Annotated in this window: 13 protein-coding genes and 1 riboswitch; of the genes, 6 read left to right on the forward strand and 7 right to left on the reverse strand. The window is 63.6% G+C overall.

Going from position 1 to position 11,964, the window contains the following annotated elements:
- From nusB to nrdR, 5 genes are all read right to left on the reverse strand, one after another.
- Positions 1-501 carry a transcription antitermination factor NusB gene (nusB, locus tag L1073_RS11520; RefSeq protein ID WP_246899423.1) on the reverse strand — a complete coding sequence of 167 codons (501 nt, stop codon included), beginning with the start codon at positions 499-501 and terminating at the stop codon, positions 1-3.
- Positions 498-980, reverse strand: a complete 483-nt coding sequence (ribH, locus tag L1073_RS11525) for a 6,7-dimethyl-8-ribityllumazine synthase (RefSeq protein WP_246899425.1) — start codon at positions 978-980, stop codon at positions 498-500. Before ribH ends, nusB begins: the two co-directional genes overlap by 4 nt.
- 212 nt (positions 981-1,192) lie before the next feature.
- Complete coding sequence (ribBA, locus tag L1073_RS11530; protein WP_246899427.1) at positions 1,193-2,353, reverse strand: bifunctional 3,4-dihydroxy-2-butanone-4-phosphate synthase/GTP cyclohydrolase II; 1,161 nt, start codon at positions 2,351-2,353, stop codon at positions 1,193-1,195.
- A gap of 185 nt (positions 2,354-2,538) precedes the next feature.
- The gene (ribD, locus tag L1073_RS11535) at positions 2,539-3,696 is read right to left on the reverse strand and encodes a bifunctional diaminohydroxyphosphoribosylaminopyrimidine deaminase/5-amino-6-(5-phosphoribosylamino)uracil reductase RibD (protein ID WP_246899429.1); all 1,158 of its coding nucleotides are present in this window, start codon (positions 3,694-3,696) and stop codon (positions 2,539-2,541) included.
- A 39-nt stretch (positions 3,697-3,735) separates the two neighbouring features.
- The gene (nrdR, locus tag L1073_RS11540) at positions 3,736-4,221 is read right to left on the reverse strand and encodes a transcriptional regulator NrdR (protein ID WP_246899431.1); all 486 of its coding nucleotides are present in this window, start codon (positions 4,219-4,221) and stop codon (positions 3,736-3,738) included.
- Positions 4,222-4,418: 197 nt separating this feature from the next.
- Between nrdR and L1073_RS11545 the strand changes: the two genes are divergently transcribed.
- From L1073_RS11545 to crcB, 3 genes are all read left to right on the forward strand, one after another.
- Positions 4,419-4,667, forward strand: a complete 249-nt coding sequence (locus tag L1073_RS11545) for a GlsB/YeaQ/YmgE family stress response membrane protein (RefSeq protein ID WP_075369582.1) — start codon at positions 4,419-4,421, stop codon at positions 4,665-4,667.
- Between the two features lie 114 nt (positions 4,668-4,781).
- Positions 4,782-6,584, forward strand: a complete 1,803-nt coding sequence (locus L1073_RS11550) for a sugar phosphorylase (protein WP_246899432.1) — start codon at positions 4,782-4,784, stop codon at positions 6,582-6,584.
- A 29-nt stretch (positions 6,585-6,613) separates the two neighbouring features.
- Positions 6,614-6,743, forward strand: a riboswitch (Fluoride riboswitch).
- Between the two features lie 102 nt (positions 6,744-6,845).
- Positions 6,846-7,244: a fluoride efflux transporter CrcB gene (gene crcB / locus L1073_RS11555; protein WP_246899434.1), complete on the forward strand. Its 399-nt coding sequence runs from the start codon at positions 6,846-6,848 to the stop codon at positions 7,242-7,244.
- 22 nt (positions 7,245-7,266) lie between these two features.
- Here crcB and L1073_RS11560 read toward each other — a convergent pair whose 3' ends face one another.
- Positions 7,267-7,791, reverse strand: a complete 525-nt coding sequence (locus tag L1073_RS11560; RefSeq protein ID WP_246899436.1) for a DsrE family protein — start codon at positions 7,789-7,791, stop codon at positions 7,267-7,269.
- A gap of 229 nt (positions 7,792-8,020) precedes the next feature.
- Here L1073_RS11560 and dsbD point away from each other — a divergent pair, with 229 nt between their 5' ends.
- From dsbD to dsbG, 3 genes are read left to right on the forward strand one after another with little or no spacing between them, the layout of a single operon-like run.
- Positions 8,021-9,880 carry a protein-disulfide reductase DsbD gene (dsbD, locus tag L1073_RS11565; protein ID WP_246899438.1) on the forward strand — a complete coding sequence of 620 codons (1,860 nt, stop codon included), beginning with the start codon at positions 8,021-8,023 and terminating at the stop codon, positions 9,878-9,880.
- Entirely contained in the window at positions 9,877-10,704 is an 828-nt protein-coding gene (locus tag L1073_RS11570; RefSeq protein ID WP_246899439.1) for a TlpA family protein disulfide reductase, read from the forward strand. The genes dsbD and L1073_RS11570 overlap by 4 nt, the downstream gene beginning before the upstream one ends.
- Positions 10,705-10,714: 10 nt before the next feature.
- Positions 10,715-11,482 carry a thiol:disulfide interchange protein DsbG gene (gene dsbG, locus L1073_RS11575; protein ID WP_246899441.1) on the forward strand — a complete coding sequence of 256 codons (768 nt, stop codon included), beginning with the start codon at positions 10,715-10,717 and terminating at the stop codon, positions 11,480-11,482.
- 230 nt (positions 11,483-11,712) lie between these two features.
- Here dsbG and L1073_RS11580 read toward each other — a convergent pair whose 3' ends face one another.
- On the reverse strand, positions 11,713-11,940 hold the full coding sequence (locus tag L1073_RS11580) for a response regulator (protein WP_246899443.1): 228 nt from the start codon (positions 11,938-11,940) through the stop codon (positions 11,713-11,715).
- Between the last annotated feature and the right edge of the window lie 24 nt (positions 11,941-11,964).

Consider the following 11,964-nt stretch of genomic DNA (forward strand, 5'->3'; position numbering starts at 1 on the left):
TCAACGCCGGCGCGCAGCGACCTCGGTACTCCGCAAGCGACTCGCCAGCTTGTCGAGAATACCGTTGACGTACTTATGACCATCGGTGGCACCGAAGCCCTTGGCCAGTTCGATGCCTTCGTTGATCACCACGCGATACGGCACTTCGAGGCGATACTTGAGCTCATAGGCCCCCAGGCGCAGAATCGCCAGCTCGATGCGGTCAAGATCCTCGAGGCGACGGTCGAGCAACGGCGCGATGGTCTTATCGATGGCTTCGCGGTCGCCGGCCACGTTGTGCAGCAGTTCATGAAACAGCGCTAGATCGGCGATGCCCATGACCTTGTGCCAATTTTCGTGATCCTCGAGATCCTCATCGACGATTTGCGCGCGAAACTCCGACTCCACCGCCGTGATCGACTTGCCGGTCATCTGCCATTGGTAGAGTCCCTGCACCGCCAACTCACGCGCCGCACGGCGCGCTTCCTGCCCCGGGGTCGCCTCACGCGGCGTTTGACTCATGCCTCGCCTCCCATGCGCTTGAACAGCGAGACCATTTCCATCGCTGCCATCGCCGCCTCGGCGCCCTTGTTACCTGCCTTGGTGCCGGCACGTTCAATCGCCTGGTCGATGGAATCGACCGTCAGCACACCGTTGGCGATGGGAGTCTCAAGCTCTAGCTGCAGACTACTCATGGCACTGTTGCAATTGCCCGCCACGTAGTCGAAATGCGGCGTCCCCCCGCGAATCACCGCCCCTAGGGCGATGACGGCGTGAGGCTTGAGCACCTGCACGGCCCGCTTGACGGCCAATGGCAGTTCCCAGGCGCCGGGCACATGGATGATGTCAACGTTTTCTTCGTCCACACCGTGGCGAACGAGGCTGTCCACTGCCCCTTCTACCAAGCTATCGACCACATGATGATTGAAGCGGCCCACGACGATGACATAACGGCCATCGACATCGGTGTAGCCACCCTCGACTTGAGAGATCGGTTGCATTGTCAAATCCCGGGTCTGAATGCGCGATACTTCGCGCACGATATATCAGCTATGTCAGTGCATGCCAGTGAAGCGATCACTTACTTCATCATGGCGCGTGGTACTACCTACCTATGACGCGTGGTACTACCTACCGCCGAGAAGCGATTTTCTTCACCGGCACGCGCGGCTGCCGGCGCCCAATAGGCCCGGCATACGAATGAATGAAAGACTTATTCTACCGGCTGGTCGCTCTCGGGGGTATCGCCACCCACGCGTTCGACGACTTCGAGATCGAAGCCGGACAACGCGGAAAACTTCCACGGCGAGCTCAAAAGGCGCATTTGTCCAACGCCCAATTGGCGCAGAATCTGCGATCCAGTGCCGATAGTCAGGTAATTGCCGGCACCGTCGGAGGCACTCGAGCGCGGCGCGGGTTTACGCGCCAGCAACACATCGAGCTGATCCTTGAGATCGAGACGCGGGCGACCATCGTCGAGCAGCACGAAGACCCCGGCCTCGGCTTCGGCGATCTGCGCCAAGGCACTGGACGCCGTCCAACTGTGGCTCTCCGGCTTGCTCAGCATCAGCAGATCGCGCAGCGTATCGGCGATATGCACACGTACGGTCGTCAGTGTCTCGCTATGCGGCGCGCCTTTCACCAGCGCCAGATGATGAGCGTTCTGAATGCTGTCGTGGAAGACGTGCAGCATCAACTCACCGAATGCCGTGTCGACGACCGTGCGTTCGACTTCCTCGACGGTGCGCTCATGGTGGATCCGGTAGTGGATCAGATCGGCGATCGTGCCGACCTTGATACCGTGCTCGACGGCGAAGCGCTCCAGCTCGTCACGACGCGCCATGCTGCCATCGTCGTTCATGACTTCGCAGATCACGCCGCTCGGCTCGAAACCAGCCATGGCGGCCAGGTCGCAGGCGGCTTCGGTATGCCCGGCACGGCGCAGCACGCCACCCGGCTCGGCCATCAGCGGAAAGATATGCCCGGGCTGGACGATATCCGCTGCAACGGCATCGCGTGCCGCCGCAGCGCGCACGGTGCGCGCGCGATCGGAGGCGGAAATGCCCGTAGAGACACCGCGTGCGGCCTCGATGGAGACGGTGAACTTGGTGCCGAAGCCGGAGCCGTTGTCGCGCACCATCAATGGCAACTCGAGACGCTCGCAGCGCTCACGGGTCATCGGCAGGCAAATCAGGCCCCGCGCATGGCGGGCCATGAAGTTGATGTGCTCGGCCTCGACGCACTCGGCGGCCATGATGATATCGCCTTCGTTCTCGCGATCCTCATCGTCCATGAGTATGACCATCTTGCCCTGACGAATGTCTTCGACAATGGCTTCGATGGAGGCCAAGCCCTGTGTGGATGAAAGCGCCATGGAGTCTCCGATGCTCGTCTCGTACGCCGATGCAGTCTGTCATCGGCGCCGTCATAAGATGTGTCGTGGTGTCACGACGCGGGCGTCGTCGCTCTTCGACACCCAGCCAGGTCGGCGCCCAGAGTACCTGCAAGCGCGCTTGCGCGCCAGTGGCAACGCCCAGGCGGACGACGATTCAGGTGTCGTCAGACGCCGCGCTCATGAGGGAGCGGTCGCGCGATAATGCGCCAATCGCGCCCCACAGCGCGGATGTCGTCGATTTGCAAGGGGCGCTGCTGGGCCATGCGCTCGAGCCCCGGCAACGCGAACAGCGGCCGCGCCTCACCGCCCAGTAACGTCGGCGCCACGAACAGATGCATCTCATCGATGGCGTTGATATCGAGCATGGCACCGGCCAGCGTCGCGCCGGTTTCGAGCAGCACTTCGTTGCATTGCTCGCGCGCGGCCAGATACGCCAGCAGTGCGCGTAGATCGACACGTCCCTCGGCCGCCTCGGGCAGCACGAGCACTTCCGCCCCGGCTTGTTCAAGCGTCGCGCGGCGCTCTTCATCCCGCGAGACGGTCGCCACCAGGGTGCGCCCCGGCTCGCGCAGACACGCCGCCGCCACCGGCAAGCGCAGCCGCGAGTCGACCACGACGCGCAGAGGCTGGCGCTCGGCGATCACTTCAGCAGCGTCCAGCTCGAGCTGCGCGGGACGTACCGTGAGGCGCGAATTATCGAAAATCACCGAGTCGACTCCGGTCATCACCGCGCTCGAGCGTGCGCGCAAGCGTTGCACCTCGGTACGCGCCCGCTCGCCGGTAATCCATTGTGACTCGCCGCTGGCCATGGCAGTGCGACCGTCCAGGCTCATCGCCATCTTCAAGCGCACGAATGGCAACCCCTCGCGCATGCGCTTGACGAAACCGACATTGAGCGCCTCGGCATCGGCCTCCAGGCAGCCCACCTCGACCTCGATACCTGCCTCACGCAGCATTGCCACGCCGCGCCCGGCCACCTGCGGGTTGGGATCCACCATGGCGACCACGACACGGCCCACGCCGGCGTCGATCAGCGCCTGGGCACACGGCGGCGTGCGACCGTGGTGCGAACAAGGCTCCAGCGTGACGTAGACCGTGGCGCCTCGCGCCGCCTCGCCAGCGGCGCGCAAGGCGTGCACCTCGGCGTGAGATTCACCGGCACGTGCGTGATAGCCCTCTCCGACAATGCACCCCTCACACACCACCACGCAGCCGACGCGCGGATTGGGATCGGTGGTATAGCACCCTCGCCGGGCGAGCTTGAGCGCGCTTGCCATGCATGCTTCGTGAGATAGCGCCGACGCTGCGGTGTCCTGTGTCATGGTCATTCCGTGAGCGGTTCGAGTCGGTACGTGTCTTGATCAGCGCTGATCGTTATCGTCGGGCACAAAGCTGGGCTCTTGCGCCAATCGGTCGATTTCGGCGCGAAACTCGTCGAGATCCTGGAAGCGTCGATAAACGGAAGCGAAACGGATGTAGGCGACCTGATCGAGTCGTTTCAGCGAGCGCATGACCTCCTCGCCAACCTCGCGCGCTTCCAATTCACGCTCGCCACGGGCGCGCAGGCGCTGGCGGATACGCTCGACCGCCGCTTCGATGGATTCGGCGCTGACCGGGCGTTTCTCCAATGCCCGCAGCATGCCGGCACGCAGCTTGCGTTCGTCGAAGGTTTCCCGCGAACCATCGCCCTTGATCACGCGGGGCATGACCAGTTCCGCCGTCTCGTAGGTGGTAAAGCGCTCGCCGCAGTCATTGCACTGGCGGCGCCGACGCACCTGGTCCCCCTCGGCCACGAGGCGCGAATCGGTCACCTTGGTGTCGTACTTTCCACAAAAGGGGCAGTGCATCGTGGCGCGTCCGCAGTTAAATATCGAGAATGAGTCGTGGTCATCGAGATTGCCCGGCATTGTAGCCTTTCCCCACGCCGCGCGGAAACTCGCTTGCGCACGGCCGCCAAGCCGGCCAAGCTCATGGGGCTGCTTGTGTTTTCGCGCTCGCGCACGCCAAGAGCATGCTTTCAAGGAATCGCCTAGGAGATAAACCAATGGGCATCATCGCATGGATCGTCTTCGGCCTACTGGCCGGCATCGTCGCCAAACTGATCATGCCGGGGCGCGACCCCGGTGGCATGATCATCACCATGATCATCGGGATCCTCGGGGCCATCGTCGGAGGATGGGTCGGCACCGCGCTGGGATTCGGCTCGGTGGATGGCTTCAACCTCGGCAGTTTCGTCATTGCGGTGCTCGGCGCCATCATCCTGCTGGGGCTTTACCGCATCGTGAAGAAGTGACCTTTGCCGCGTCCGTACACGCCGGCCATCGCCGGCGTGTCGCACATGGCACGACTCCTGCAACAGCAACGACAATGTCGACGTGCGAGCCACCGATTCTCACGAGGACCCTCGATGCCCCACCCCATCTCCCCAACCCCGCAGACCGAGCTCGATGAAGCCGCTTTCACCGCACGCGCCAAGGCGCGCCTGAACGATATCTACGGGCCACGTGCCGATGAAGTGCTACGCCGCCTGCTGCGCCTGATCTCGCACCAACGTGGTGCCATCCCCGAACGCTCGCGTCCATTATGGAGCGAGCGCGACCAGGTACTGATCACTTACGGCGATTTACTGCTCGACGGCGAGCGGCCACCGTTGCAAGTGCTCGACGAGTTTCTCGAGGCACGCCTCGCGGATACCTTCAGCGGCGTTCACGTGCTGCCCTTCTTCCCCTGGAGCAGCGACGATGGCTTCTCGGTGATCCATTATCGCGAGGTCAATCCGGCACTCGGCGACTGGGAAGACATCCGTCGCCTGACACGCCACGGGGATTTGATGGTCGACCTGGTCATCAATCATGTCTCGCGGGAGTCACTGTGGTTCGTCGACTACCTGGCCGGCACCCAGCCGGGACGCGACTACTTCATCGAAATGGACCCGAACACCGACCTGTCGCAGGTCACCCGGCCCCGCAGCTCGCCGCTATTGGTGCCAGTCTCCACGCGCCGCGGGACACGCTATCTGTGGGCGACATTTTCCGAAGACCAGATCGACCTCAACTTCGCCAATCCCGATGTACTCATCGAGTTCATCGGCATCATGCTCTACTACGTAGAGCAAGGCGCGCGCATCATCCGTCTCGATGCCATCGCCTATCTGTGGAAGGAAATCGGCACCTCGTGCATTCACCTGCCGGAGACTCACGCCGTGGTACGGCTGCTGCGCGCCGTGCTCGACTATCTCGCCCCCGGCACGCTGCTGATCACCGAAACCAACGTGCCACACCGCGAGAACATGAGCTACTTCGGCCTCGAGCGCCTCGACGACGCCACGTCCGACGCGCCCGCGCAGCCCGACGAAGCGCACATGATCTATCAGTTCACGCTGCCGCCACTGCTGGTGCACACACTCACCAGCGGCGATGCCACGGCGCTGGAAGCCTGGGCACGCAGCCTCCCCGCGCTGCCGCCCGGCTGCACCTATTTCAACTTTACCGCCAGCCACGACGGGATCGGCGTGCGCGCGCTGGAAGGACTGCTGCCGCCCCACGAGATCGACGCCATGCTCGAGCTCATGCACCGCTTCGGCGGGTATGTGAGCATGAAGGCCAACGCCGATGGCAAGGACACGCCGTACGAGGTCAACATCACCTACTTCGATGCGCTACGCGGCACTCGTCGCGGCGCCGACCCCTGGCAGGTGGAGCGTTTTCTGTGCAGCCAGCATTTGATGCTTGCGTTGCAGGGCGTACCGGGCATCTATTTCCACTGCCTGACCGCCACACTTAACGACCACGAAGGCGTCGAGCGCAGCGGCCAATTGCGCACCATCAACCGTCGGCGTTGGCAGAAGGAAGCCCTGGACGAACTCCTCGATAGCCGCAACACGCCCACGCGCGAGGTGTTCATGGCCTTGCGGCGGCGCCTCAAGCTGCGCGCCCAGGAGCCCTGCTTTCACCCCGAGGTAGAACAGCGCATTCTCGACACCCCGCCAACACTCTTTGCCGTACAGCGAGGTCCGCTGGCCGATGGGCGCCGCCTCCTCGCGGTCTACAACGTCACCGACAAACGCCAGCCACTGTCCTTGCCCGATCTTGACGAAGACGGCTGGTACGACCTGCTCGCCGATGCTCCCTGGGATGCGCAGGCCCCGCGTGAGCTACGTCCGTATCGCAGCCTGTGGCTGGTGCAACGGCCTGGCACACCGACCTCCTGAGGCTTGCCGATAGGTCCGGCGCTGGTTACAGTAAACATGGAGATGGCATTCCTCCCGTCGCCATCGGCGCTCGAAAAAAGCGCCCATCGCGACAAACCGCCTGGTCCGGCACTACACCGCCGACGCATCCCCGCCAGCGCTAATGATGCCTGCCAACGCACCCGAGGTGCGTCGTGCGCAGGTATCGCGGTTCCCCTTTTTTTGCAAGCCGCCCGGCACGCGCACCTCGATGACGATTCTCAATTGCGAGGAATTGAACGCATGTGGTTATCCATCGTGGCGATCGGCGCCGGTGCTGCGCTCGGCGCTAACCTGCGCTGGCTGCTTGGGATGTGGCTCAACGCCCTGTTCCCGGCGATTCCCCCCGGCACCCTGGCCGCCAACTGGCTGGGCGCCTGGCTGATCGGCATCGCCATTGCCGTCTTCGCCCAACTGCCGCACCTCTCGCCGGAGTGGCGTCTTTTCGTGGTAACCGGCTTTCTAGGGGCGCTGACGACCTTCTCGACCTTTTCCGCCGAGATGTTCACCAACCTGCAGGCCGGGCGTTACCTCATGGCATTGTCGGGCATCGCCGTGCACGTTCTCGGCTCGTTGGCCATGACCGGTGTAGGCATCGCCACCTTCGGTGCCATCAAACACCTCACGGGAGTCTTGAAATGAGCGAATGGCAATACGGGTAGTGTCAGACTGCCACCAGCGCGAAGCCAGCGTTCTGCAGCGCAATGCCTACCGTCATGCTGGACTGGGCCAGCTCGATATCGGCCAGCAGAGCGTCGCGGGCGAATCCCTGTCCGTGCCAGGCCTGTAGACACACCATGACGCCAACGCCTTCGCGCTGGAGCGCCTCGATCAACACACGGTTGGGATTGTTCGAGTCGGCCGGCAGTCCGTAATGGCGCGCATAGGCGGTATCCTCGAGAAGGCACGGCGTCGCCGCCCCGGAGACGAGGACGATCATATGACGACGCTCGACGGGCACGTCGGCCGCCGCGAACAGGTTTACCGCACGCACGGCGCGCAGCAGACCGGCATTGGCCATGGCGCCCTGAGCACTAGGCGTCGTCCACTGGAACAGCGCCCGGTAGGTGCCATGCGCCAGCGGCAACCATTGGGCTTCTTCTTGCCCAGCGAGCGGCGCGTCGTCGATGGGCGCTGGCGTGGCACTCGGCGGCTGCCGTGATATCCAATTGTCCCAGCCTTTCGTCATGTCACCCCCTCCACAGATTGTAATCACACCACTTCAGCGCGTTGCCGCTCGCTTGGCAAGCGTCATGATATACCGACCTGCATTGCTATTAATGCTCAGCTAATCCCGTGCCGTTATGCTAGGCGCCATCTCGTCACCCGTATGGACTGTCATGATTTACGACTCGCGCCGGCCAGTATGCCATTTTCGCTCCTTCAGCCTCAGGCTCACAGCCTGTCTGGCCACGCTCATGCTCGTCTTCGCCACGCCGGCCCTCGCCGAGTCGCCATTTGCCAGCCAGGACGATTTTCTCTCCGCCGAGCAAGCCTTCTCGCTGTCGGTATCCCGCGATGACGACACGCTTACCGCCGAGTGGGACATCGCTCCCGAATACTATCTTTATCGGCATCGCTTCAGCGTCGAGACCGACGAAGGCCCAGTCGAGGTCGATCTGCCCAAGGGCGAGATCATCGAGGACGACTATTTCGGTCGCTCGGAGGTCTACCATCACCAGGTGGCATTGCGCGCCGCGCTAGGCGATGCCGAGCAGGTGACGCTGACCTGGCAAGGCTGCGCCGAAGCCGGACTGTGTTATCCCCCACAACACCGGACCTTCGATGCCGAAACACTCGCCCCCGTCGAGGCGACGGATACCGCAAACAATACGGACAGCGCGAGCGACACGGCTTCACAAATCGGAGCCGCTACCGATAATACTGCAAGCAAAAGCGACACCTCTTCTTCAGACGGCACTTCTTCGGACGAGACCTCTCAAGCCGACGATCAGCGCCTCGCGGCCCAGCTCGCCGATGCCCGTTTGGGCTGGGTTCTGCTGGCCTTCTTCGGCATGGGCTTGCTGCTGACCTTCACGCCCTGCGTGCTGCCCATGGTGCCGATCCTTTCCAGTCTCATCGTCGGCGCCACGCGCGATGGCCGCCCGCGAATGCGTGACGGCGCCATGCTCTCGCTTGCCTACATCCTGCCCATGGCCACCACCTATGCGGTGCTGGGCGTCGCGGCGGCGCTGGCCGGCGCCAACCTGCAGATGCTCTTCCAGGCGCCCGCCTTCATTGCCAGCTTCGCCGTGCTCTTCGTGCTCCTGGCCCTGGCGATGTTCGGCGTGTTCAGTCTGACGCTACCCCAAGGCCTGCGTACACGGCTCGATGCACGCCTGGAACGCCAACGCAGCGGGCGAATCAAGGGGGCCGCGATCATGGGCGTCCTCTCGGCATTGCTTGTCGGACCATGCATGACGGCGCCTCTGGCCGGCGCATTGTTGTACATCGCCGAAAGCGGCGACGCCTGGCAAGGCGGCCTGGCACTGTGGGCCCTGGGACTCGGCATGGGAGCGCCCTTGCTGGCGGTCGGCCTGCTGGGCCCGCACGTTCTACCCCGCCCGGGGCCGTGGATGAACCGGGTCCGAGCGATATTCGGTTTCGTCTTGCTAGGCATGGCGGTGTGGTTCGCGGCGCGCATTCTGCCCCCCGCAATGGAGATGGCCGCCTGGGGCGCCCTGCTCATCGGTTTGGCTCAAGCCAGTTGGACGACGGCACACGCACTGCACGACGCGTTGCGGGTATTGGGGCGTAGTCTGGCCATGCTCTTCGGCGTGTGGGGAACTCTCATGCTCGTCGGCGCGGCGGGGGGCCAACATGATCCGCTGCGGCCATTGGCGGGTTTCACCGGCGGCGGCGACTCTCAAGCCACCGAGACCTCCTCGGCACTCAGCTTCGAGAGCGTCGACAACCGCGACGCGTTGAACGCGCGCCTCGAAGAAGCAGCGGCACAGCAACGTCGGACACTGGTGGAATTCACCGCTGACTGGTGCATCAGTTGCGAGGTCATCGAGGAAGAAGTGTTCGGCGATGCACGCGTGCAAGCGGCTCTGCAAGACGTGCAACTCCTGCGCATCGACGTGACCGATAACGACGCCGACGATCAGGCCATCATGCAGGCCCTCAGCGTGGTCGGTCCTCCGACGCTGATGCTTTACGGCGCCGATGGCCGCGAACGTCGAGACAACCGCATCGTGGGTGAATTGAGCGCAGAAGATTTTCTCGAACGCCTTGAGCGGGTGAAAGGCGCGACCCGCGCAGGAGACGACGCATGACGGCTCTCGACCGCAGTCTGGCCCTTGGCCCCCTGGCGGTCAGCTTAGGCCAATTGCTGCTTGTCTTCGCATTGGTCGTCGCCATCGTCATCGGTGCCCTGGTCGGGCGTCGACGACGCATCGGCGTCAGCGACACCCTTTTTACACTGGTTTTCGTCGCCCTGGTTGGCGCGCGTCTAGTGTTCATCGTGCGCTATTGGGACGCTTACGATTCTATCTGGGCGATGCTCGACATCCGCGATCGTGGTTTCGACCCGCTCGGCGCAGGCATCGCCGCACTGGCCTACAGCGGCTGGCGTTTGTGGCGTGCGCCACGCCAACGCCACGCCTTGTGTGCCGCACTGCTGGCCGGCGTCCTCACCTGGGGAGTGGCGGCCTACGCCCTGGTTCAGTCCGATGATGGCAACCGCGCCGCCTTGCCCGAGACGCCGCTGGCCACGCTCGACGGCGCCACCACCGACCTCCCTGCGCTGCACGACGCCCAACCCTTGGTCGTCAATCTCTGGGCGAGCTGGTGCCCACCTTGCCGGCGCGAAATGCCGCTGCTCGCCGACACACAACAGCGTCGCAACGATGTCACCTTCATGTTCGTCAATCAGGGCGAGTCCCGCCAGGCCGTCCGTCATTACCTGGATAGCGAATCTCTCGATCTCGATAACGTACTACGCGACGAGGCGCTGGCGCTCGGAGAGTACGTCGGCGCCCAGGCAATGCCCACCACCTTGTTCTATGACGCCGACGGCCACCTGGCCGACACGCATTTCGGCGAACTCTCGCAGGCCACCCTGACACACGCCTTGTCACGCCTGGCTTCACCACAGTAGGAGAATGCGCATGTCCCTGACATCTTGCGGTCCACGCCTGGGGCTCGTCACCGCCCTCTCTCTGATCACTTTTCCCGTTTGGGCCCAGCCTGACGACCTTCCCGCGCCGGTCGAAGCGCTCGTCGACCAAGGGTTGACGATACATGAACGCTTCGAGGCCCCCGATGGCCTCACCGGTTATGCTGCCAGCGCACAAGGCCAGCCGGTGGCGATCTATGTGACCCAGAACGGCCAGCACGCCATCGTCGGCAACCTCGTCGATGCCGAGGGCAACAATCTCTCCAGCGAGTCGCTCGATGAGTTGGTCAAGGGCCCGCAAGACGATGCTTTATGGCAGCGCCTCGAGGACAGTCACTGGATTCTCGACGGCGATGCCCAAGCCCAACGCACGGTGTATGTCTTCACCGACCCCAACTGCCCATACTGCAAACGCTTCTGGGAAGCCGCGCGCCCCTGGGTGGAGGCCGGTGACGTCAAGCTGCATCACATCATGATCGGCGTTCTCGAGTCCGATAGCCCCGCCAAGGCGGCCACCCTGCTGGGCGCCGACAATCCCGCCGAGGCTTTCACGGCACACAATCGCGGCGATGAGGTCGCGCCTTCCGCGCAACCGGCGGACATCGAGCAGCAGGTCCAGGACAACAATACTCTCATGCGCTCGTTGGGGCTGCGTGGAACACCGGCGATCATCTACCGTCAGGACGGCAAGCTGGAGGTCGCACAAGGGATGCCAGACGAGGAAAAAATGCGGGCCGTCATGGGTTCGCCACGCCCCTGATCATCCGTAGCCAGTTCCAGCGGCACCCCCACGTACGCATCCGGGAGTGTGGCCGGAACGTCGATGCGCGCAGACGCTTGCGTATCGCGCACGGCACTGCGGACGATATCGGCCACCGACGCGCCGCTTGTCTCGTACTGCGCCCTGGCTACCTCGATACGTGCCAGGGCCAGCAATTGATCGAGTGTGGTGGCCAAGCGCGCGGCGTCTCGTCGGCCGCCCAGGTACCCTCAGGCAATCGCGCCATCAGGCCCGCGACCATGCTCGCCGACCAACGACAGGCCATCGCCGTCCTGAAGGCCACGGTCGAGTACCGCGATATCGCTGCTCAAGGTATGCAGCGCATGACGCGCCGCCGCCATTGTCGCCACGCGATTCACCGCCCAGCCATGGCTTTCCAGTCCCGCACGGATACCGGCGGCGACCAGTTCGTCGTCTTCGATGAGCAATACGTGCATGGAGACTCCTTCGTTCAATGCCCT

It is taken from the genome of Chromohalobacter nigrandesensis (assembly GCF_023061285.1).
GTDB classification, from domain to species: domain Bacteria; phylum Pseudomonadota; class Gammaproteobacteria; order Pseudomonadales; family Halomonadaceae; genus Chromohalobacter; species Chromohalobacter nigrandesensis.